Raw genomic sequence first — 19,835 nt, forward strand, 5'->3', positions numbered from 1 at the left:
CACGAGCGCCGGTGGCGTCCGACCAGCTACTTCACAAACCCCTCCGCCTTCATCCAGTCCAACGCCACCTGATGCGGATCCTCCCCGTCCACGTCCACCTTCGCGTTCAGGTCCTGCGCCACCGTGTTGTTCAGCTTCTTGGTGATCGGGTCGAGGACGTCGGGGATGGCCGGCCATTCCTTGAGGGTCTTGGTGTTGATCACCGGGGCGGCGTTGTAGTTGGGGAAGAAGTGTTTGTCGTCGTCCATCACCACGAGGTTCATGGACTTGATGCGGCCGTCGGTCGTGTAGACCTCGCCGTAGGTGCAATTCCCCTTCGCGGCCTGCGTGTAGATGATCCCGGTGTCCATCTGGGTGATGTTCTTCGTCGGTACGTTCATCCCGTACGCCTTCTGCATCCCAGGCAGCCCGTCCGCCCGGTTGGCGAACTCGACCTCCACACACAGCGTCACCGCGGACGGGTCGGACTTGGACAGCGCGGCGACCTCGGAGAGGTCGTTCGTGCGGTACTTCTTGTGGTTCGCCTGGTTCATCGCCAGGGCGTACGTGTTGTCCAGCGCGGACGGCGGGAGCCAGGTCAGCCCGTTCTTCGCGTCCTCCTTGCGCACCGCCTCCCACTGCTCGCGCGGGTCGGTGATCGGCTCGCTGTGCCCCAGGTAGGTGATCCAGGCCGTGCCCGTGTACTCGTACCCGGCGTCGGCGTCGCCCTTGCGCACCGCCTCGCGGCTGCCGATGGAGCCCTGGATGCCGGTGCGGTCGAGGACGTCCGCGCCCGCCGCCTCGAAGGCGATGCCCATGATCGCGCCGAGGATGAGCTGCTCGGTGAACGACTTCGACGTCACCGTCAGTTCGGCACCCTCCAGCGGCTCGCCCCGTCCGATGCTTCCGGGCCGTACGTCGTCGACCATGGGGGAGCCGCTGGTCAGACCGCACCCGGCAGACACCACCAGCAACCCCGCCCCGAGCAGGACCGTCCGCGGCCTCACAGGTCCAGCCCCCGTGGCCGCAGCAGCACTTCCACCAGCGATGCCAGCCAGTCCACCAGCAGTGCGAGGGCGACCGTGAGGATCGAGCCCAGGACCAGGACCGGCATGCGCTGGTTGGTGATGCCGGCCGTGATCAGCACGCCCAGCCCGCCGCCTCCGCCGAAGACCGCCAGGGTCGCCGTACCGACGTTGAGGACCAGGGCGGTGCGCACGCCCGCCAGGATCAGCGGGACCGCGAGCGGCAGCTCCACCCGCATCAGTACGCCCGACGAGGACATCCCGATGCCGCGGGCCGCCTCCAGCAGCGTCGGGTCGTTCGCCTTGAGGCCGGCGATCGTGTTGGACAGCACCGGCAGGACGGCGTAGATGATGATGCCGATCAGCGCCGCTCTGCGGCCGATGCCCAGCCAGATCACCAGCAGGGCGAGCAGGCCGATCGCCGGCGTCGCCTGGCCCATGTTGGCGAACGCAAGGGCCACCGGGCTCGCCTTGCGGAACGCCCGCCGGGTGAGCAGGATCCCCAGCGGGATCGCGATGATCAGCACGAAGAAGGTGGAGATCACCGTGAGTTCGATCTGCTCCCACAGGGCCTGCGAGACCTGACCGTTCGACAGCGCGTTCTCGGAGACCGGGTCGAGGTCGGCCTGCTGGAACCACAGCCAGGTCGCGAGCAGCAGCACCACCAGCATCGCCGGCACGATGGTGAGCTGCTGCCAGCTCAGCTTCCTGGCCGGGCGCTTCGACGCAGCGGGCGAGGCGGCCTCGTCGTTCCCGTCAAGCTCGTTGCCGTCAGGCTCAGCGCTTCCGGGCGCCTCGCCGGGCTCGGACGTCTCCTGAACCCGGGACGACCTCGGGGTCTCGGGAGTGCTCACGCCTTGTGCTCCCCTCCATCGCCCTCCTGCTCGGCGTGCGTCCGCCCGGCCCTGGAACCCTCCAGCTCGTGCTGGGCCTCCAGCGCCTCCAGCCGGTCCGCCTCCAGCAGCTCGTGCACGGAGTTCATCAGCGTCTCCATGTCGACGACGCCCGTGTACTCACCGCGCCGCCCGGTCACCACCACCCGCCCCGCGTTGTCGGTGAGGACCGCCTCCAGGGCGTCCCGCAGCGTGGCGTCCCGCGTCACGGTGTCGTTCACCAGCGTCCCGGCCCGCGCGAGCGAACCCCTGGCCCGCATCAGGTCGCCGCGCCGCAGCCACTTGTAGGGCCGGCCCCGCTTGTCGAGCAGCAGGATCTCGTTGGTGCCGCTGGAGCGCAGCCGGTTGAAGATCTCCTGGAGCGGATCGTCGAAGGTCACCGTCGGATAGTCGGTGATCTCCACGTCCCGTACCCGGGTCAGGTTGAGCCGCTTCAGCGCCGCACCGGCTCCGACGAACCCGGACACGAAGTCGTCGGTGGGGTTGGTGAGGATCGCCTCCGGGGTGTCGAACTGAGCGATGTGCGACTGTTCGCGCAGAACGGCGATACGGTCACCGATCTTGATCGCTTCGTCGAAGTCGTGCGTGACGAAGACGATCGTCTTGTGCAGCTCGTGCTGCAACCTGATCAGCTCGTCCTGGAGATGATCACGGGTGATCGGGTCGACCGCGCCGAACGGCTCGTCCATCAGCAGCACCGGCGGATCGGCGGCCAGCGCCCGCGCCACACCCACGCGCTGCTGCTGCCCGCCGGAGAGCTGGCGCGGATAGCGGCCGTGGAACTCGCCCGGGTCGAGCCCGACGAGGTCGAGCAACTCCTCGACCCGCGAGCCGATCCGGGTCTTCGACCAGCCGATCATCTTCGGTACGAGTGCGATGTTCTGCGCGACCGTCATATGCGGGAACAGACCGGCGGACTGGATGGCGTAACCGACCTTGCGGCGCAGCTTCACCGGATCGATGTCGGTGACGTCCTCGCCGCCGATGCGGATCCGGCCACCGGTCGGCTCGATCAGCCGGTTGATCATCTTGAGCGTCGTGGACTTCCCGCACCCGGAGGGCCCGACGAGGATGACCACCTCGCCCGCCTTGATCTCCATGTTCACGCTGTCCACGGCCGGCTGCGGGCTGCCGGGATACCGCTTGGTCAGGTTCTCCAGCTCGATGGATGCTCCGTGGTGGCCGCTGTCGGAATCGTGCTCAGACACGGATCCCCCTGGGGATGGTCAGCCGTCCGATCAGGACGTACGCGGCGTCGAACAGCAGCGCCAGGATGATGATCCCGACCGTCCCCGCGAGCACCTGGTTGAGCGCGTTCGCACTGCCCAGCGAGGCGAGCCCGCGGAAGATCACATTGCCGAGACCGGGGCCGGAGGCGTACGCCGCGATCGCCGCGATGCCCATCAGCATCTGTGTCGCGACCCGGATCCCGGTCAGGATCGGCGGCCAGGCGAGCGGCAGCTCCACCTTCAGCAGCTGGGTGAGCCGGGACATACCGATGCCCCGGGCCGCCTCCACCAGGGACGGATCGACGCCGCGCAGCCCGACGATCGAGTTGCGCACGATCGGCAGCAGGCCGTACAGCGTCAGTGTGATCACCGTGGGCGGCACGCCCAGCCCCACGATCGGAATGAGCAGACCGATCATGGCGAGCGACGGAATGGTCAGGATGCCCGCGGTGGTCAGCGTGGCGAAGTTGCCGGCCCACTCGCTGCGGTACGTGGCCACTCCGATCAGCACCCCGAGCAGGGTGGCCACGACCATGCACTGGAAGACGGCGCTGGCGTGTTGGTAGGCGTCGGTGAGCAGCTGCTGGTGGCGGTTGCCCAGGTACTCCCAGAAGTTCACTCGGACTCACCCCACCAGGTCGCGGGCTAGCTGTGCGCCCGGTCCTCCGCCGCCTGCTCCACCAACGGGATGATCCGCAGCGGAACGGGGTTCTCCATCACGATCGCCGTGGAGGCCCGGACGATCCCATCGAAACCGACAACGCGGTCGATCACACGCTGAAGATCGGCGTTGGAGCGCGCCACGAGGCGGCACAGCATGTCCCCGGTACCGGTGGTCGTGTGCAGCTCCAGCACCTCCGGCACGGTCGCCAAGTGCGCCCGTACGTCGGCCCCTTGCCCCTGCCGGATCTGCAGGGTCGCGAAGGCGGTGACCGGATACCCGAGCGCCGCCGGATCGACCTCGGGACCAAAGCCGCGGATGACTCCGTTCGACTGAAGCCGGTCCAGCCGCGCCTGCACGGTCCCGCGGGCCACGCCCAGCCGCCGGGACATCTCCAGCACCCCGATCCGCGGCTCCCGCGCCAGCAGCACGATGATCCGTCCGTCCAGATGATCGATCGCCATGTCGGCCCGCCTCTTCTCACCGCTGGGGATGGTCATCCTGTACAGAAAGCCCGCATGGACGGGCCCACCACTGAGCAGATTGCCCAGCTGAGAACCAAACTATTGCGCACCTTGCCGCATGGCGTGAGGCTGCGCTTATGACGCAGACCACACACCACACTCCCGACACCGCCCGGCAGGCCGACCCCTTCCCGGTCAAGGGAATGGACGCGGTCGTCTTCGCCGTGGGCAACGCCAAGCAGGCGGCGCACTACTACTCGACCGCTTTCGGCATGCGTCTCGTGGCCTACTCCGGACCGGAGAACGGCAGCCGCGAGACCGCGAGCTACGTGCTGGAGAACGGCTCCGCCCGTTTCGTCCTCACCTCCGTCATCAGGCCCGCCACCACCTGGGGCCACTTCCTCGCCCAGCACGTGGCCGAGCACGGCGACGGCGTCGTCGACCTCGCCATCGAGGTCCCGGACGCACGGCGGGCGTACGCGTACGCGCTCGAGCACGGCGCCACGTCCGTCACCGAGCCCTACGAGCTGAAGGACGAGCACGGCACCGTCGTCCTGGCCGCCATCGCGACGTACGGCGAGACCCGCCACACCCTCGTCGAGCGCACCGGCTACGACGGCCCGTACCTCCCCGGCTATGTGGCGGCGAGCCCCATGGTCGAGCCGCCCGCCCAGCGCACCTTCCAGGCGATCGACCATTGTGTCGGCAACGTCGAGCTCGGCCGCATGAACGAGTGGGTCGGCTTCTACAACAAGGTCATGGGCTTCACGAACATGAAGGAGTTCGTGGGCGACGACATCGCGACCGAGTACAGCGCGCTGATGTCGAAGGTCGTGGCCGACGGCACGCTCAAGGTGAAGTTCCCGATCAACGAGCCCGCCATCGCCAAGAAGAAGTCCCAGATCGACGAGTACCTGGAGTTCTACGGCGGCGCGGGCGTCCAGCACATCGCGCTCAACACGAACGACATCGTCGAGACGGTACGCACCATGCGCGCGGCCGGCGTCCAGTTCCTGGCCACCCCCGACTCGTACTACGACACCCTCGGCGAGTGGGTCGGCGACACCCGCGTCCCCGTCGAGACCCTGCGTGAGCTGAAGATCCTCGCGGACCGCGACGAGGACGGCTATCTGCTGCAGATCTTCACCAAGCCGGTCCAGGACCGCCCGACGGTCTTCTTCGAGATCATCGAACGCCACGGCTCCATGGGCTTCGGCAAGGGCAACTTCAAGGCCCTGTTCGAGGCGATCGAGCGGGAGCAGGACAAGCGCGGGAACCTCTGACGGCCGGCTGACCCTCTTTCGGCGTGCGGGTTCCACGGGGGACCCGCACGCCGGGGCGCCTGCCGCGCGCCGCGCACGCCCGCGCGGCACCCGAACGCGCCGTACGCTGAGCCCATGGCCAGGATCAACGACGTCGGCGGCGTCGAGGGGTTCGGTCCCGTCGACACCGCGGACGACTCCGAGCCCTTCCACGCCGACTGGGAGGCGCGCGTCTTCGGGATCTGGAACGCCCTGCGCGCGCAGGAGATCTTCAATCTGAACGAGTTCCGGGACGCGATCGAGTCGATCCCGCCGCGCGAGTACCTGGCGGCGTCGTACTACGAACGCTGGTTCCTCGCGATCAGCGACCTCCTCGAACGCAAGGGCGTGCTGGAGCCCGGCGAGCTGGAGCGGGACGAGCTCGATGGCTGACCGATTCGCCCCGGACCGTTTCGCCCCGGGATCGCGTGTGGTGACGTACCTCCACGACCCGGCCCACCACACCCGTCTGCCCCGCTACGCACGCGGCAAGCGGGGCGTCGTGATCGAGCCGGAGGGGCCCGCCGAACTGGCCGACGTCAGCGCGCAGGGGCGTGCCGACGTGCCGGTGGAGCAGGTGTACGCGGTGCGGTTCCAGGCGCGTGACCTGTGGGGCGAGGGCGACCATCACGTCGTACTGGATCTGTGGGAAAGCTACTTGGAAGAGGACCGTGGCGATGAGCGGTGACCACTCCGACGCGACGATCGCCCGCCGGGTGCGGCGCCTGGAGACCCTCCTGGAGGAGAAGGGCGTCCTCAGCGGCGGGGAACTGGACGAGGCGATCGACGCGTTCCTCGCGGGCGCCTCACCGGCGAGCGGGGCGCGGGTCGTCGCGCGGGCCTGGACCGACGAGGACTTCAAGTCCCGTCTGCTGACGGACGGTACGGCGGCCGTGCGCGAGCTGGGCTTCATGGAGGGCGGCTACCAGCGCCTGCGCGTCGTCGAGAACACGGCGTCGACGCACCACGTCATCGTCTGCACCCTCTGCTCCTGCTACCCCATCCGCCTGCTCGGCCCGTCCCCGAGCTGGTACAAGTCGGAGCCGTACCGCTCCCGCGTGGTCCGCGAACCCCGGGCGGTCCTCGCCGAGTTCGGCCTGGACCTGCCGGCCGACACACGGATCACGGTGTGGGACTCCAGTGCGGAGACCCGCTACATGGTGCTGCCGCGCCGGCCGGAGGGCACGGACGGGATGCCGGAGGCGGAACTGGCGGGGCTGGTCAGCCGCAACGCGCTGATCGGCACGGCAGTGCTGTAGGGACCGGTCACCGCCGCTTCGGCTCGGCGTCCATGTCCGGTACGTCCTCCACCGACGGTTCCCCCAGCTCCTTCAACGTCGCCTCGGCCAGCGGCACCCGCGTCGGCGAGAAGTGCGGATTGATCCGCAAGGCCTCCTGCAGATGCCGCCGTGCGGCCCCGGACATTCTCAGTTCCAGCTCGATCATGCCCTGGTGATAGACGTACAGCGCGCTGCGCACCCCGCCCCCGCGCTTCTGGTCGTTCGCCAGCCTCGCGAACTTCAGTGCCTCCTTGTGCTCCCCGGACCGGTGCAGCGCCCACCCCAGCGCGTCGGCCACCGCGACCCCCGGCTGCCGGCGCCACTCGGTCCGCAGCCGCTGCACAGCGGACTCCGGGTCGCCGTGGTCCGCCTCGAAGTGGCCCAGCACCAGTTCGTCGTCCACCCCGCCGGCCGCGGCCCGTGCCGCCCGCTCCCGCAGCAGGTCGTACTGCACGCGTGCGGCCCGCCCCAGGCCCAGCGACTCGTACAACTCGCCCAGTTCCAGCGCGTACTCGGGCAGCGGCTGCTTGGCGAGGGCGGCCCGGTACGCGTTCAGCGCCTCCGTCGTGCGGCCCAGTGCCGCCAGCGTCCGCCCCTGCCCCGCGAGCGCGGCCCGCTGGTCCGGGTCGAGGCGTACGGCCTCCTGGAAATGCCGCAGGGCCACGTCCAGGTCGCCGCGCTCCCAGGCGAGCTGCCCGGCCCGTTCGAGATACGCCGCCCGCTCGGCCGGGGCCTCGGCGCCCGCCGCCGCGTCGGACAGCGCCACCGCCGCGTCCTCCCGCCAGCCCCGGTCCCGGTAGACGGCCGCCGCCCGGGCCTGCACCGCCGGGCCGGAGCGCAGCTCCAGCAGCCGGTCCAGCGTCCGCTTGGCCGCCTTGTGGTCACCCAGCCCCGTGTAGGCGTCGATCAGCGGCGGATACGTCGTCCACCGCTTGCGGTCCGCCTTCAGCGCCGCCTCGCCCCAGGTCCGCGCCGCGCCGAAGTCCCGCCGCGCGTTCGCCAGTGCCGCCATGCCGGCCAGCGCCTCGGCGTTCGGGTCCCGCTCCTTCAGCGACGTACGCAGCGCCTTCTCGGCCTTCGGGTAGTACTCCGGCTCTGCGGTGCGCCGCCCCTGTTCCACATACGCCGCGCCCAGCACCGCCCACGAACGGGCGTCCCCCGGATGGGCCCGCAGATGCCTCTCCCGCTCGTCGATCAGCACCGCCAGATCGGGCAGCGCGGCCGGCACGCCCGCGGTGACCGCGGCGAGCGCCTGCGCCCCCGGTGCCGGTCCGGGCGCCCGGGTCCCGCCCTGCCCCCACGGCAGCAGCACCAGCACCCCGCCGAGCACCGCGCACCCCGCCACCGAGGCGATCAGCACCCGCCGCCGGTTGCGCGGCCGGCGGCCCGGCGTGCCCGGTACGTTCTCCGGCGCATCCTTCGAGGCGTCGGTCTCCAGGGCGCTGTTCCCCGCGGCGCTGTTCTCCATGGCGCTCACTGTGCGTCAAGCCATGCGTCAATACGACGACCACACCCGTCCGAACCCGACCGCCGTACGCGGGGTTCACACCGATGGCCCCGAGTGCGACGCTGTGATCATGAGCCGTACCGAAGCCGCACCCGACCAGGCCCGGGGTGACCTCACCGAGCGGCTGCTCGCGGGTCTGCCTGCCGAGGCCGTCCTCACCGACCCCGACGTCACGGCCGCCTACGCCAACGACATGGCCAGCTTCTGCCCGGCCGGCGCCCCCGCCGTCGTCGTCCTGCCGCGGACCGTCGAAGAGGTCCAGCACGTCATGCGCACCGCCACCGCCCTGCGCGTCCCGGTCGTCCCGCAGGGCGCCCGCACGGGCCTGTCGGGCGGGGCCAACGCCTCCGACGGCTGCATCGTGCTGTCCCTGACCAAGATGGACCGCATCCTGGAGATCAACCCCGTCGACCGTATCGCCGTCGTCGAGCCCGGCGTCATCAACGCCGCCCTCTCCCGCGCGGTGGGCGAACACGGCCTGTACTACCCGCCGGACCCCTCCAGCTGGGAGATGTGCACGATCGGCGGCAACATCGGCACCGCCTCCGGCGGCCTGTGCTGTGTGAAGTACGGGGTGACCGCCGAGTACGTGCTCGGCCTGGAGGTCGTCCTCGCCGACGGGCGGCTGATGTCCACCGGCCGCCGTACCGCCAAGGGCGTCGCGGGATACGACCTGACCCGCCTCTTCGTCGGTTCCGAGGGCTCGCTCGGCATCGTCGTACGGGCTGTCCTGGCGCTGCGGCCGCAGCCGCCGCAGCAGCTGGTCCTCGCCGCCGAGTTCGCGTCGGCGGCGGCCGCCTGTGACGCCGTGTGCCGGATCATGGCCGGCGGGCATGTGCCGTCGCTGCTGGAGATCATGGACCGTACGACGGTCAAGGCCGTCAACGACCTCGCGCACATGGGGCTGCCGGAGACCACCGAGGCCCTGCTCCTGGCCGCCTTCGACACCCCGGACCCCGCCTCCGACCTCGCCGCCGTGGGCGCCCTGTGCGAGGCGGCCGGCGCCACCCAGGTGGTCCCGGCGGACGACGCGGCCGAGTCCGAACTCCTCCTCCAGGCACGGCGGTTGTCCCTCACCGCGCTCGAGGCCGTGCGCGGGGTGACGATGATCGACGACGTGTGCGTGCCCCGTTCGCGGCTCGGCGACCTGATCGAGGGCGTCGAGCGGATCGCCGAGAAGCACCAGCTCACCATCGGGGTCGTCGCCCACGCCGGTGACGGCAACACCCACCCGACCGTGTGCTTCGACGCCGCCGACCCCGACGAGTCCCGGCGCGCCCGCGAGTCCTTCGACGAGATCATGGCCCTCGGCCTGGAACTCGGCGGCACGATCACCGGCGAGCACGGCGTGGGTGTCCTGAAGAAGGAGTGGCTGGCGCGCGAGATCGGCCCCGTCGGAATCGAGATGCAGCGGGGCATCAAGCAGGTCTTCGACCCGCTGGACATCCTGAACCCGGGCAAGCTGTTCTGATCCGTCCGTCCGGCACCGCTCACTGGGCGAGCAGCTGGTCGAGCGCGTCGTCGATCCCCAGCTGCCCGCCCTCAGTCCCCGGGGGCACCACCCGCAAGGTCCGCTCCAGCCAGGCCGACACCTGCGCCGCGGGTGCCTCCAGCAGCGCGTCCCCGTCCGGCGAACTCAGCGCCATCAGCACCACAGTGCGGCCCTCGACCTTCGTCGGCCACACCCGCACGTCCCCGTGCCCGCACGGCCGGAACACCCCTCCACGAGCAGTTCGCGGGAGAACGTCCAGTGCACCGGGTGCTCGGAGTTGATGTGGAAGGCGATGTGGACGGCGAACGGATCGTCGCTGTGATAGCTCAACAGCGCCGGCACGCAGACGCTGCGCTCGGGCGACAGGATGAGCCTGAGCTCCAGTTCACGCTCGACGACGGTGTGATCCATGGCGTGCGTTCCTCTCTCGTGACGCGTACGGCCCTGTGTGGGCGGGCCCGTACGAGTGGAGAGGGAACGCGGGGGTCGACCATTACGCGGGTGCACAGAACTTTTTTCCGACCCTGCTCCCACGGCCGTACCGCACATGTGAAGCACGTGTACGAGGTTGCCCGGAAAGGGGTGGGTCCTACGGGACTGGCGGTGGTTGTTGCGTCGGTCTGGTAGATGTGGAGGCCCCTATTTGACCCACGAGCAGATACCGGACGACGGACATGAGCGCCCCAACCCCGGCCCCGGGTGACGACAGGCCCCGCGAAGGGTATTACCCGGACCCGTCCATTCCTGGATATGTCCGGTACTGGAACGGCGCCTCCTGGGTGCCGGGTACCAGCCGTCCGGCACCGACGGACGGCGAATCGCTCGCGCCGCCGCCCGGCGCGAACCCCGCCCTGCCCTCGGCCGGTTCGGTCGAGGAGACCGGCCCGCACTTCTTCGACGAGGAGCCGGTCCAGGGGGCCTCGCCGGCCGACGCCCAGCACGGCAGCCGGCCCGAGCCGGCGTCCGCCTGGGGCGCCGACCCGGCCCACCAGGCCGGCTTCGGCGGCGAGCAGGACCACCGCGTCTCCTGGGGCAACCCGCAGGAGCCCGACCCGAGGGACCCGCGCGCGGCGGCGGCCACGGGCGGCACCGCCCACCCGGACGGGCACGCCGCCCGCACGGACGGCACCGCCTCGATCCCGCCCGCCGAGCCGGACGCGCCCGACGGGGGGGTCGCCTCCGGTGACACGTTCATGATGCGCAGGCCCGTGAGGGAGTCCGGCGGCCCCGCCCCCGTCGACGGCACCATGGCCATCCGTGCGGTGTCCCCGCGCACGGGGCAGCAGGGCGGGGCGGCCGGGGCGCAGTCCGGAAGCACGGGCGCGTCCGCCGGTTCGGGCGCCGCACGTCCGGACGCGGAGCGCCCCTCCGCGGCCGGCGCCCCGCAGGGCCCCGGCTTCGGCGCCGGGAAGGCCGCCGCCGAACGGGCCCCAGTGGCCCAGGGACAGGCTCAGACCGCCGCCGGGGCCGCGGCTGCCGCCCAGGCCGCCACCGGCGCCCCCGCGGCCTTCTCCGGCCCGCAGCAGGCCTCCCCGAGCATCCCCCAGCAGTCCGGCGGACCGCAGCCGGCGGCCGCGTCCGACACGCCTTTGACGTCGGGCTCCGGCGGCGGCCAGTCCTCCTGGGCGCAGCAGGTGCACCGGCTCGCGGGTCCCGGCGACGACCAGCCGGTCGCCCCGTGGAAGCCGGTGACCCTGGACCCGTTCCAGGCGGCCGCCATGCGTCAGGCCGCCGCCCGCCCCGCGGGCCTCGGCAAGCGGCTGGCCGCCCGGCTGCTGGACACCGTCGTGCTGGCCGCCGTCACCGCCGTGGCCGCCGTGCCGCTCGGCACCAAGGCGCTCGACCACGTCAACGACAAGATCGACGCCGCCAAGCTCTCCGGCGAGACGGTCACCGTCTGGCTGCTGGACGGCACGACCTCGGCGTATCTCGGCGTCATCCTGGCCGTGCTGCTCCTGTTCGGCGTGGTCTACGAGGTCCTGCCCACCGCCAAGTGGGGCCGCACGCTGGGCAAGAAGCTGCTCGGCCTGGAGGTGCGGGACATCGAGGCCCACGAACCCCCGGTGTTCGGCGCGGCCCTGCGCCGCTGGCTCGTCTACAGCATCCCCGGCCTGCTCGCCGTCGGTGTCGTCGGCGTGCTGTGGTGCCTGTTCGACCGGCCGTGGCAGCAGTGCTGGCACGACAAGGTGGCGCGTACGTTCGTTGCGGGCTGACCGCATACAGCAAAGGGCCCGGAAGATTCCGTACCCCGGACGGCCCCCCGCCGGATGCGGAGCCGCCCGGTTCGCGGTCGACTCGGGCCATGAGCAGCGAACCGCCTCCCGGCCCCGGTCAGCAGCCCCCGGAAGACGATCCGTTCAAGAAACAGCCCCCGCCGGACGGGGGCTCGGGTTCGCCGTACGGTGATCAGCCGCCGTACGGCAGCCAGCCTCCGCCTCCCCCCGGCGGCCAGCCCCCGCCCCCCTACGGTGGCGGCGGCCCGTACGGCGGAGACCCGTACGGCGGCGGCGGTCAGCCCGCCGACCCGCTCGCCGGGATGCCGCCGCTCGCCGGCAGCGGCAAGCGCACGCTGGCCCGCATCATCGACATGATCCTGGTGGGCGTCGTCGTCTGGCTGCTCACGTGGGGATTCGGCGTCACCGAGTACGACGTGGACACCGACAAGGTGGAGTACGGAAAGTCGTTCCTGCAGTCACTGGTCGCCGCCGTGCTCTTCATCGCCTACGACACCTACCTGACCGCCAAGACGGGGCAGACGCTCGGCAAGAAGCTGCTCGACATGCGGGTGGCCAACCTCGACAACGGGGCCACGCCCTCCGTGCAGACCTCACTGATCCGAGCGGCGGTGCTGTGGATCCCGTTCGCGTTCTGCTGCGCCTGCATCTGGACCGTGATCTGCGGTGGCTGGAGCTACTTCGACCGGCCCTACAAGCAGGGCCTGCACGACAAGTCCGCGAAGACGGTGGTGGTCAGCACCAGCTGACGCCGGCGCCGGCAACCGGAGTCGGTGCCGGCGGCCGGTGCACGTCAGGACTGGGTCAGGACAGGCTCCTCAGCCTGTTCCCGTTCGGTGCGGGCGGGCTTGCGCACCACCACCACGCGGGGCTTCTTGGGCATGGGTACCGTCATGGCGACCAGCAGCCCGAGCAGAAGCGCCGATACGGCGATGACCGCGATCCCCACGCCCGAACTGGTCTGTGACAGCAGCAGCATGGCGAGCGTCGAGAAGATCACGGTGCACGAGCCGTAGGCGAGCTGTGCGGCAGTCGGACGAGGCATGATCATCGTGTCCTCGGAATCAGGGGTGCACGGGGGTCTCGGCCTGGCTTTCCGCCGACGTCCGGGCGTTCCGCCATCCGACTCTAACGGCGTGCATGCCCGAGTGGAACAAACCGTAAGCGTGACCTGACCAACAGTGCCGGTGCACGGGGGGCGCACGGAGTCATCTCGTCCACCAAGTGGACGGCGGCACGCGCCCATTGTCGGAAAGGTCGTTGTCCGCTGAACGAACATCAACTCCGCATAATGCAATTGACCTGTCCAAGTCAAGGTCTGTTTTTTCTGCTTAACCTCTAGTCAAATGTCGTCACTTGACTACACGCGTTGATCAGGCGCACGCGGAGACTCCACGACCAGGACCCTTCCTTCCGCGTGCCCGGACGCGGGGGAGGAAGCAAGTGACCAGTAGACCCTGGACGTTCCGAACGGCGGCAACCGCCGTCGCGCTCGCGACCGCAGCGGCCACGTTCTCGACCTTCGCGGTGGCTCAGGCCGACGAAGGCGCGCCGGCGGCGTCCGTCGAGCGGCATGACCCGGCGGAGCACACTCACGCCGACCACAACCTCGACGGCCCGATGAGCAAGACTCAGGAGGCGCAGCGCGAGGAGGCCCTGAACCAGCTCATATCCGGGCGGACCAAGGCCAAGAAGCGTGACGGCTCTCAGGTCGTCGAGCTCAAGAGCAAGAAGGGCGACAGCAAGTACGTCGAGCTGGGCCGCGAGAAGACCGACAAGATCTTCACGATCCTCGTCGAGTTCGGCGACAAGATCAGCGAGTTCGGCGGCACGGCCGGCCCGGCCCACAATGAGATAGCCGAGCCGGACCGCAAGAAGGACAACTCGACCGCCTGGCAGGCGGACTACAACAAGAAGCACTACGAGGACCTCTACTTCGGCACCGGCAAGAAGACCGAGTCGCTGAAGAAGTACTACGAGAAGCAGTCCTCGGGCCGCTACTCGGTCGACGGTGAGGTCACCGACTGGGTCAAGGTCCCCTACAACGAGGCCCGTTACGGCAACAACGCCTGCGGCCAGACCAACTGCTCCAGCGTCTGGAACGTCGTCAGCGACGGTCTGACCTCGTGGGTCGCCCAGCAGAAGGCAGCTGGGAGGACCGACGCCGAGATCAAGGCGGACGTCGCGCAGTTCGACCAGTGGGACCGCTACGACTTCGATGGCGACGGCGACTTCAACGAGGCCGACGGCTACATCGACCACTTCCAGATCGTGCACGCCGGTGAGGACGAGTCCGCGGGCGGCGGTGCGCAGGGCACCGACGCGATCTGGGCCCACCGCTGGTACGCGTTCGGCACCGACGCGGGTGCCACCGGCCCGGCCGGCAACAAGCTGGGCGGCGCGCAGATCGGCTCCACCGGCGTCTGGGTCGGCGACTACACCGTCCAGCCGGAGAACGGCGGCCTCGGGGTCTTCGCCCACGAGTACGGCCACGACCTCGGTCTGCCGGACCACTACGACACCCAGGGCGGCGAGAACTCCACCGGCTTCTGGACCCTGATGTCCTCCGGTTCCTGGCTCGGCACCGGCAAGAAGGAGATCGGTGACCTGCCCGGCGACATGACCGGCTGGGACAAGCTGCAGCTGGGCTGGCTGAAGTACGACACGGCCAAGGCCGCGACGACGTCCGAGCACAAGCTGGGCCTCGCCGAGTACAACACCCGGCACAAGCAGGCCCTCGTGGTCGAGCTGCCCAAGAAGAAGGTCACCACCGAGATCGTCGCCCCGGCGCAGGGCGCGAACCAGTGGTGGAGCGGCAGTGGCGACAACCTCGCCAACACGCTGACCCGTTCGGTGGACCTCACCGGCAAGTCGGCGGCCTCCCTGACGCTCGACGGCTGGTACGACATCGAGGCCGAGTACGACTACCTCTACACCGAGGTCTCCACCGACGGCGGCGCCAACTGGACCGCGATCGACGGCACCGTCGACGGTGCGGCCCTCCCGAAGGACGCCAGCGGCAAGCCGGCGATCACGGGCACGGTGGACGCGTACAAGAAGCTGGCCTTCCCGCTCGACGCCTACGCGGGCAAGAAGATCGACCTGCGCTTCCGTTACCAGACGGACGGCGGCGTGGCCCAGAAGGGCTTCGCGGCCGACCAGATCACCGTCACCGCCGACGGTACGGCCGTGTTCTCCGACAACGCCGAGGCCGCGGACGCCGCTTGGAAGACGAAGGGCTTCTCGCGCATCGGCGCGTCCATCACGGACGACTACGCGCAGTACTACATCGCCGAGAACCGTCAGTACGTGTCGTACGACAAGACCCTGAAGACGGGCCCGTACAACTTCGGCTTCTCGACGACCCGTCCGGACTGGGTGGAGCACTACGCGTACCAGAACGGCCTGTTGATCTGGAAGTGGGACACCTCCCAGGCGGACAACAACACCAGCAAGCACCAGGGTGTCGGCCTGATCCTCCCGGTCGACTCCCACCCGACGCCGTTGAAGTGGTCCGACGGCACGCTGATGCGCAACCGCATCCAGTCCTACGACTCACCCTTCAGCACGTTCCGCACGGACGGCATGACGCTGCACAACGCGGACGTCGCGACCCGGATCCCGTCGCGTGCGGGGGTGCCGGTCTTCAACGACCACACCAGCACGTACTACAGCGCGGAGACCCCGACCGCGGGTGTCAAGATCACTGACACCAACACCAAGATCAAGATCATCAAGGAGTCCAAGGATGGCTCGACGATCACGGTCGAGGTCGGCCGCGCGGTGAAGTAAACCGCATATATGCAGGTCAAAGCGTGATCGGCGGCAACCCCCTGGCGGGTTGCCGCCGATCGTGTTTAGGTGCACCCTGTGCTTCCGTTATTGACACCGGTTCCGGCGGCGGGACCGGCATCGACCCTTACACCGACTCGCACGGGGGTGTGACCGCATGGCCGCAGGAGGTTTCTGCAAGCTGCCGACCGGCAGCGTCGTGGTGGCGCTGAACCTGCCCAGACCCACCGCCGACGGCACGGGCTGCGTCCGTGTCCTCGTCCACGCCCACAACCGCGCCCGAGCCCTGACCAGGCTCCGCAACCTGGGCATGCGCGCCGTCTACCTGCGGGGCAATGCCGCCCCGCCGACCCCCGACGAGATCACGGCGGTCCTGCACCACCCCGACGGCCTGATATGGCGAACGGCACCTGACAACGGTGTCGCCATGGGCCCTGAGCTGGCGCAGGAGCTGTGGCACCCGATCAGGGCGCTGATGCGGAGACCTGCGGCGTCGGCGTGAGCGTCATGGCCCTGAGCCGCCTGGCTGAGTCGGCTGGGTCCGGCGGCGCCGACAGGGGCGCGGGGCGGCATCGATATGCGGCTCCGCCGCACGGGCGCGACCGGCCACGACGTGCCCGCAGCCGACTGACGGCCGATCGCGGCACTCCCCGGAGCGGCTACGCGACGACCGGCTTGCCCGACAGCTCGACGCCCGCCGCGCGCATCTCCTCCAGCGCCCGGTCCGTGGTCTCCGAGGCCACCCCCGCGGTCAGATCCAGCAGCACCTGCGTACGGAAGCCCTCCCGCGCCGCGTCCAGCGCGGTCGCGCGCACACAGTGGTCCGTGGCGATGCCCACCACGTCCACCTCCATGACCTCCCTGGCCCGCAGCCAGTCCGCCAGCCGCACCCCGTTCTCGTCGGCCCCCTCGAATCCGCTGTACGCCGCCGCGTACGCCCCCTTGTCGAACACGGCGTCGATCGCGCCGGACGCGACGGCGGGGGCGAAGTTCGGGTGGAAGCCGACACCCTCCGTGCCGGCGACGCAGTGCGCAGGCCAGGAGTGGGCGAAGTCGGGGTTGGTGGAGAAGTGACCGCCGGGGGCGATGTGGTGATCGCGGGTCGCCACGACGTGCTGGTAGCCCGACCCGGCCGCCTGTCCGATCAGCTCGGTGACGGCGGCGGCCACGTCGGCACCGCCGGCCACCGCGAGGCTGCCTCCCTCGCAGAAGTCGTTCTGCACATCTACGACGATCAAGGCGCGGCGCATGGTCGGTGTCCTTCGCTTATGGACGCTGAGGTCGGGACGGTGAAAGCGTGCGGGCCCGGCCGTGAACCTCCGAGCCTAGAGACTTCGGGTGCACTGCGGGAGGGGGCATGGAGTGAGCGCGCCGGGCGCACTCGCTTCACGACCCCGCCAGGCTCCCCGAGCGCCCGTTGACATACTCCGTCGGGATGACAGGTTCCCCGCGCGAGAGCTGCGTCGCGGACAGCGGCAGGTTCGCGCGAGCGGCGGTGTGCCGGTCCCGTACGACATCCAGCGGCTCGCGGGCCACCACGTCGCCGCCCTTGACCAGCTCGACCAGCAGCTGCCGGTCGGTGAGGGCGTCCGGAACCGGCCCGGTGCCGACGACCTCGGCCTCGGCGACGCCGTACTCGTCGAGGCGCCGGGCCGCCCACTTGCGGCCGCCGATGGAGGTCTTGCCGCCGCTGGACTTCTTCGCGACCGGCACCAGCGGTGCCATGGGGTCGGCGGACTCGGCGCGCGCGACCAGTTTGTAGACCATCGAGCAGGTCGGGTGCCCGGACCCGGTCACCAGCTGGGTGCCGACGCCGTACGCGTCCACCGGCGCGGCGGCCAGCGAGGCGATGGCGTACTCGTCCAGGTCGGAGGTCACGATGATCCTGGTGTCCGTCGCACCCAGCTCGTCCAGCTGCTGCCGGACCCGGTGCGCGACCAGCAGCAGGTCGCCCGAGTCGATCCGGACGGCGCCCAGCTCGGGCCCGGCGACCTCCACGGCCGTACGGACCGCCTCGGCCACGTCGTAGGTGTCCACGAGCAGCGTGGTGCCCCGGCCCATGGACTTCACCTGGGCCTGGAAGGCGTCCCGCTCCCGGTCGTGCAGCAGCGTGAAGGCGTGGGCACTGGTGCCGACGGTGGGGATGCCGTAGCGAAAGCCCGCGGCGAGGTCGGAGGTGGAGGTGAAGCCGCCGAGGTACGCGGCGCGCGAGGCGGCCACCGCGGCCAGCTCGTGGGTGCGCCGGGCGCCCATCTCGATGATCGGGCGCTCACCGGCGGCCGACGACATCCTGGAGGCGGCCGCGGCGATCGCGGAGTCGTGGTTGAGGATGGAGAGGATCACCGTCTCCAGCAGCACGCACTCGGCGAAGGTGCCCTCGACCCGCATGACCGGCGAGCCGGGGAAGTAGGCCTCGCCCTCGGGGTAGCCCCAGATGTCGCCGGAGAAGCGGTAGCCCGCGAGCCAGTCCAGGGTCTCCTCGTCGACGATCTTCCGCTCGCGCAGGAAGGCGAGGACGTCCGGGTCGAAGCAGAAGTTCTCGACGGCGTCCAGCACCCGGCCGGTGCCGGCCACGACGCCGTAGCGCCGCCCCTCGGGCAGCCGCCGGGTGAAGACCTCGAACACGCTCCGCCGCTCGGCGGTGCCCGCCTTCATGGCGGCCTGCAGCATCGTGAACTCGTACTGATCCGTGAAGAGCGCCGTCGAGGGAACGCCCACCCGTCGCCCACCACCGCCCTGCTGAGGAAGCGCTTCGCGCCCTTCTTCTTCCGGCAGCCCAAGGTCCGCTGTGTTCATGGCAAGGAATGGTACCCCCATCTCGTCAGTTTGACGATTTGTGGGGTGGACGTCACAACGGGCGCGCCTGCGCAGCCCGTTTGTGCGACCACCCCCCTGCGGTGGCAGCATGGGCACTGTGACGTCACCCGCTCCCCTAGAGATCGAACGCACCGAGTCGGCGGAGGAGGTCTTCGCCGTCCCCGAGCCGGACGTCCCCTGGGTCACCATCGTCCACAACGACCCGGTCAACCTGATGAGCTATGTGACCTACGTCTTCCAGTCGTACTTCGGCTACACCAAGGACAAGGCCACCAAGCTCATGCTCGACGTCCACCACAAGGGCCGGGCGGTCGTCTCCAGCGGCAGTCGCGAGGAGATGGAGCGCGACGTGCAGGCCATGCACGGCTACGGTCTGTGGGCCACCCTCCAGCAGGACCGCAAATGACCGCTCGCGTGCACCCCCGGAACCACCGACAGGACCGGAAGTAGCGAATCTCCTCCATGCCAGGAACCTTCGAACCGCTCCCCGGCGGCGGTGCGGCCGTCGCCCTCGACGACGTCGAGATCTCCATCATCCGGTCGCTGGCCGTCCAGCTCCTGGAGCTCATCGGCCCCGGCCCCGCCGAGGACGCCCCCGACGACCCGCTCGCCGAGCTGTTCAACGACGGGCCGAGCGAACCGCCCGCCGACCCGGTCCTCAAGCGCCTCTTCCCGGACGCCTACGGCGACCCCGACGGCACCCCGCAGGCCAAGGAGGCCGAGGAGCAGCGGGCGTACTCCGCGGAGTTCCGCCGCTACACCGAGAACGACCTGCGCGCCGGCAAGCGCGACAACGCGCTCACGGTGGTCCGCTGCCTGGACGGGCTCAGCACCGCCTCCGCCGGTGAGGGGGGTGCGGTGCTCAAGCTCTCCGTCGAGGAGTCCCAGCAGTGGCTCAGTGCCCTCAACGACCTGCGCCTGGCCATCGGCTCCCGCCTGGACATCGCCGACGAGGACGACACCGACCTGCTCTACCGGCTCCCGGACGAGGACCCGCGCAAGCCGATGGTGATGGCGTATCTGTGGCTGGGCGGTCTCCAGGAGACGCTGGTCGCCACGCTGATGCCGTAAATTGCGACGCTTCTGTAGTCATATGTGACGGTTCTGCGTTCGCTCAGCGGACGCTCAAATCCGGATAACGATCATGTCACCGCCGCCACC

20 protein-coding genes and 1 pseudogene are annotated in these 19,835 nt (G+C 70.0%); 11 read left to right on the top strand and 10 right to left on the bottom strand.

Annotated elements, in window-relative coordinates; genetic code table 11:
• Positions 1 to 26: 26 nt before the first annotated feature.
• From OHO27_RS25790 to OHO27_RS25810, 5 genes are read right to left on the bottom strand one after another with little or no spacing between them, the layout of a single operon-like run.
• Entirely contained in the window at positions 27 to 986 is a 960-nt protein-coding gene (locus OHO27_RS25790) for a glycine betaine ABC transporter substrate-binding protein (protein ID WP_328427355.1), read from the bottom strand.
• Positions 983 to 1,858 (bottom strand): ABC transporter permease, encoded by an 876-nt coding sequence (locus OHO27_RS25795; protein ID WP_328427356.1) that lies wholly within the window; start codon positions 1,856 to 1,858, stop codon positions 983 to 985. The genes OHO27_RS25790 and OHO27_RS25795 overlap by 4 nt, the downstream gene beginning before the upstream one ends.
• A complete protein-coding gene (locus OHO27_RS25800) occupies positions 1,855 to 3,105 on the bottom strand; it encodes a betaine/proline/choline family ABC transporter ATP-binding protein (RefSeq protein WP_328427357.1) in 1,251 nt (416 codons plus the stop codon). Before OHO27_RS25800 ends, OHO27_RS25795 begins: the two co-directional genes overlap by 4 nt.
• Complete coding sequence (locus OHO27_RS25805) at positions 3,098 to 3,745, bottom strand: ABC transporter permease (RefSeq protein WP_328427358.1); 648 nt, start codon at positions 3,743 to 3,745, stop codon at positions 3,098 to 3,100. Before OHO27_RS25805 ends, OHO27_RS25800 begins: the two co-directional genes overlap by 8 nt.
• Before the next feature lie 26 nt (positions 3,746 to 3,771).
• The gene (locus OHO27_RS25810; protein WP_328427359.1) at positions 3,772 to 4,251 is read right to left on the bottom strand and encodes an Lrp/AsnC family transcriptional regulator; all 480 of its coding nucleotides are present in this window, start codon (positions 4,249 to 4,251) and stop codon (positions 3,772 to 3,774) included.
• 137 nt (positions 4,252 to 4,388) lie between these two features.
• Between OHO27_RS25810 and hppD the strand changes: the two genes are divergently transcribed.
• The 4 genes from hppD (at position 4,389) to nthA (ending at position 6,811) form a co-directional block, all read left to right on the top strand.
• Positions 4,389 to 5,534, top strand: coding sequence for a 4-hydroxyphenylpyruvate dioxygenase (gene hppD, locus OHO27_RS25815; protein WP_328427360.1), 1,146 nt, complete (start codon positions 4,389 to 4,391; stop codon positions 5,532 to 5,534).
• Between the two features lie 114 nt (positions 5,535 to 5,648).
• Positions 5,649 to 5,945, top strand: a complete 297-nt coding sequence (locus OHO27_RS25820) for a hypothetical protein (RefSeq protein ID WP_328427361.1) — start codon at positions 5,649 to 5,651, stop codon at positions 5,943 to 5,945.
• Positions 5,938 to 6,240 carry an SH3-like domain-containing protein gene (locus tag OHO27_RS25825; protein WP_328427362.1) on the top strand — a complete coding sequence of 101 codons (303 nt, stop codon included), beginning with the start codon at positions 5,938 to 5,940 and terminating at the stop codon, positions 6,238 to 6,240. The genes OHO27_RS25820 and OHO27_RS25825 overlap by 8 nt, the downstream gene beginning before the upstream one ends.
• A complete protein-coding gene (nthA, locus tag OHO27_RS25830; RefSeq protein ID WP_328427363.1) occupies positions 6,230 to 6,811 on the top strand; it encodes a nitrile hydratase subunit alpha in 582 nt (193 codons plus the stop codon). Before OHO27_RS25825 ends, nthA begins: the two co-directional genes overlap by 11 nt.
• A gap of 7 nt (positions 6,812 to 6,818) precedes the next feature.
• On the opposite strand, the gene OHO27_RS25835 is transcribed toward nthA, so the two are convergent.
• Positions 6,819 to 8,300 carry a tetratricopeptide repeat protein gene (locus OHO27_RS25835; protein WP_328427364.1) on the bottom strand — a complete coding sequence of 494 codons (1,482 nt, stop codon included), beginning with the start codon at positions 8,298 to 8,300 and terminating at the stop codon, positions 6,819 to 6,821.
• A 103-nt stretch (positions 8,301 to 8,403) separates the two neighbouring features.
• Here OHO27_RS25835 and OHO27_RS25840 point away from each other — a divergent pair, with 103 nt between their 5' ends.
• On the top strand, positions 8,404 to 9,810 hold the full coding sequence (locus OHO27_RS25840) for an FAD-binding oxidoreductase (RefSeq protein WP_328430547.1): 1,407 nt from the start codon (positions 8,404 to 8,406) through the stop codon (positions 9,808 to 9,810).
• Between the two features lie 19 nt (positions 9,811 to 9,829).
• Here OHO27_RS25840 and OHO27_RS25845 read toward each other — a convergent pair.
• Positions 9,830 to 10,380 (bottom strand): annotated as a pseudogene (locus tag OHO27_RS25845) (SsgA family sporulation/cell division regulator).
• A 125-nt stretch (positions 10,381 to 10,505) separates the two neighbouring features.
• Between OHO27_RS25845 and OHO27_RS25850 the strand changes: the two are divergent.
• On the top strand, positions 10,506 to 12,044 hold the full coding sequence (locus tag OHO27_RS25850; protein ID WP_328427365.1) for an RDD family protein: 1,539 nt from the start codon (positions 10,506 to 10,508) through the stop codon (positions 12,042 to 12,044).
• 89 nt (positions 12,045 to 12,133) lie between these two features.
• Entirely contained in the window at positions 12,134 to 12,814 is a 681-nt protein-coding gene (locus OHO27_RS25855; protein ID WP_328427366.1) for an RDD family protein, read from the top strand.
• Between the two features lie 44 nt (positions 12,815 to 12,858).
• On the opposite strand, the gene OHO27_RS25860 is transcribed toward OHO27_RS25855, so the two are convergent.
• Positions 12,859 to 13,110: a hypothetical protein gene (locus OHO27_RS25860; protein ID WP_328427367.1), complete on the bottom strand. Its 252-nt coding sequence runs from the start codon at positions 13,108 to 13,110 to the stop codon at positions 12,859 to 12,861.
• 398 nt (positions 13,111 to 13,508) lie between these two features.
• Between OHO27_RS25860 and OHO27_RS25865 the strand changes: the two genes are divergently transcribed.
• Together OHO27_RS25865 and OHO27_RS25870 are read left to right on the top strand one after the other, a co-directional pair.
• Positions 13,509 to 15,857, top strand: coding sequence for an immune inhibitor A domain-containing protein (locus OHO27_RS25865; RefSeq protein ID WP_328427368.1), 2,349 nt, complete (start codon positions 13,509 to 13,511; stop codon positions 15,855 to 15,857).
• 157 nt (positions 15,858 to 16,014) lie between these two features.
• Positions 16,015 to 16,359, top strand: coding sequence for a hypothetical protein (locus tag OHO27_RS25870; RefSeq protein WP_328427369.1), 345 nt, complete (start codon positions 16,015 to 16,017; stop codon positions 16,357 to 16,359).
• A 157-nt stretch (positions 16,360 to 16,516) separates the two neighbouring features.
• On the opposite strand, the gene OHO27_RS25875 is transcribed toward OHO27_RS25870, so the two are convergent.
• Positions 16,517 to 17,107, bottom strand: coding sequence for an isochorismatase family protein (locus tag OHO27_RS25875; protein WP_328427370.1), 591 nt, complete (start codon positions 17,105 to 17,107; stop codon positions 16,517 to 16,519).
• A gap of 136 nt (positions 17,108 to 17,243) precedes the next feature.
• Positions 17,244 to 18,653, bottom strand: coding sequence for a nicotinate phosphoribosyltransferase (locus OHO27_RS25880; protein WP_443059595.1), 1,410 nt, complete (start codon positions 18,651 to 18,653; stop codon positions 17,244 to 17,246).
• Positions 18,654 to 18,762: 109 nt separating this feature from the next.
• Between OHO27_RS25880 and clpS the strand changes: the two genes are divergently transcribed.
• Positions 18,763 to 19,080, top strand: coding sequence for an ATP-dependent Clp protease adapter ClpS (clpS, locus tag OHO27_RS25885; protein WP_328427371.1), 318 nt, complete (start codon positions 18,763 to 18,765; stop codon positions 19,078 to 19,080).
• Positions 19,081 to 19,136: 56 nt separating this feature from the next.
• On the top strand, positions 19,137 to 19,745 hold the full coding sequence (locus tag OHO27_RS25890; RefSeq protein WP_328427372.1) for a DUF2017 domain-containing protein: 609 nt from the start codon (positions 19,137 to 19,139) through the stop codon (positions 19,743 to 19,745).
• The last annotated feature ends 90 nt before the right edge of the window (positions 19,746 to 19,835 follow it).

It is taken from the genome of Streptomyces sp. NBC_00443 (assembly GCF_036014175.1).
Lineage (GTDB): Bacteria > Actinomycetota > Actinomycetes > Streptomycetales > Streptomycetaceae > Streptomyces.

What these genes read in the sequence shown, in the direction of transcription:
- OHO27_RS25810 (WP_328427359.1), bottom strand. Translation starts at nt 4,251, where the DNA reads ATGGCGATCGATCATCTGGACGGACGGATCATCGTGCTGCTGGCGCGG.
- hppD (WP_328427360.1), top strand. Translation starts at nt 4,389, where the DNA reads ATGACGCAGACCACACACCACACTCCCGACACCGCCCGGCAGGCCGAC.
- OHO27_RS25820 (WP_328427361.1), top strand. Translation starts at nt 5,649, where the DNA reads ATGGCCAGGATCAACGACGTCGGCGGCGTCGAGGGGTTCGGTCCCGTC.
- OHO27_RS25825 (WP_328427362.1), top strand. Translation starts at nt 5,938, where the DNA reads ATGGCTGACCGATTCGCCCCGGACCGTTTCGCCCCGGGATCGCGTGTG.
- nthA (WP_328427363.1), top strand. Translation starts at nt 6,230, where the DNA reads ATGAGCGGTGACCACTCCGACGCGACGATCGCCCGCCGGGTGCGGCGC.
- OHO27_RS25835 (WP_328427364.1), bottom strand. Translation starts at nt 8,300, where the DNA reads ATGGAGAACAGCGCCGCGGGGAACAGCGCCCTGGAGACCGACGCCTCG.
- OHO27_RS25850 (WP_328427365.1), top strand. Translation starts at nt 10,506, where the DNA reads ATGAGCGCCCCAACCCCGGCCCCGGGTGACGACAGGCCCCGCGAAGGG.
- OHO27_RS25855 (WP_328427366.1), top strand. Translation starts at nt 12,134, where the DNA reads ATGAGCAGCGAACCGCCTCCCGGCCCCGGTCAGCAGCCCCCGGAAGAC.
- OHO27_RS25860 (WP_328427367.1), bottom strand. Translation starts at nt 13,110, where the DNA reads ATGCCTCGTCCGACTGCCGCACAGCTCGCCTACGGCTCGTGCACCGTG.
- OHO27_RS25870 (WP_328427369.1), top strand. Translation starts at nt 16,015, where the DNA reads ATGGCCGCAGGAGGTTTCTGCAAGCTGCCGACCGGCAGCGTCGTGGTG.
- OHO27_RS25875 (WP_328427370.1), bottom strand. Translation starts at nt 17,107, where the DNA reads ATGCGCCGCGCCTTGATCGTCGTAGATGTGCAGAACGACTTCTGCGAG.
- OHO27_RS25880 (WP_443059595.1), bottom strand. Translation starts at nt 18,653, where the DNA reads ATGAACACAGCGGACCTTGGGCTGCCGGAAGAAGAAGGGCGCGAAGCG.
- clpS (WP_328427371.1), top strand. Translation starts at nt 18,763, where the DNA reads ATGGGCACTGTGACGTCACCCGCTCCCCTAGAGATCGAACGCACCGAG.
- OHO27_RS25890 (WP_328427372.1), top strand. Translation starts at nt 19,137, where the DNA reads ATGCCAGGAACCTTCGAACCGCTCCCCGGCGGCGGTGCGGCCGTCGCC.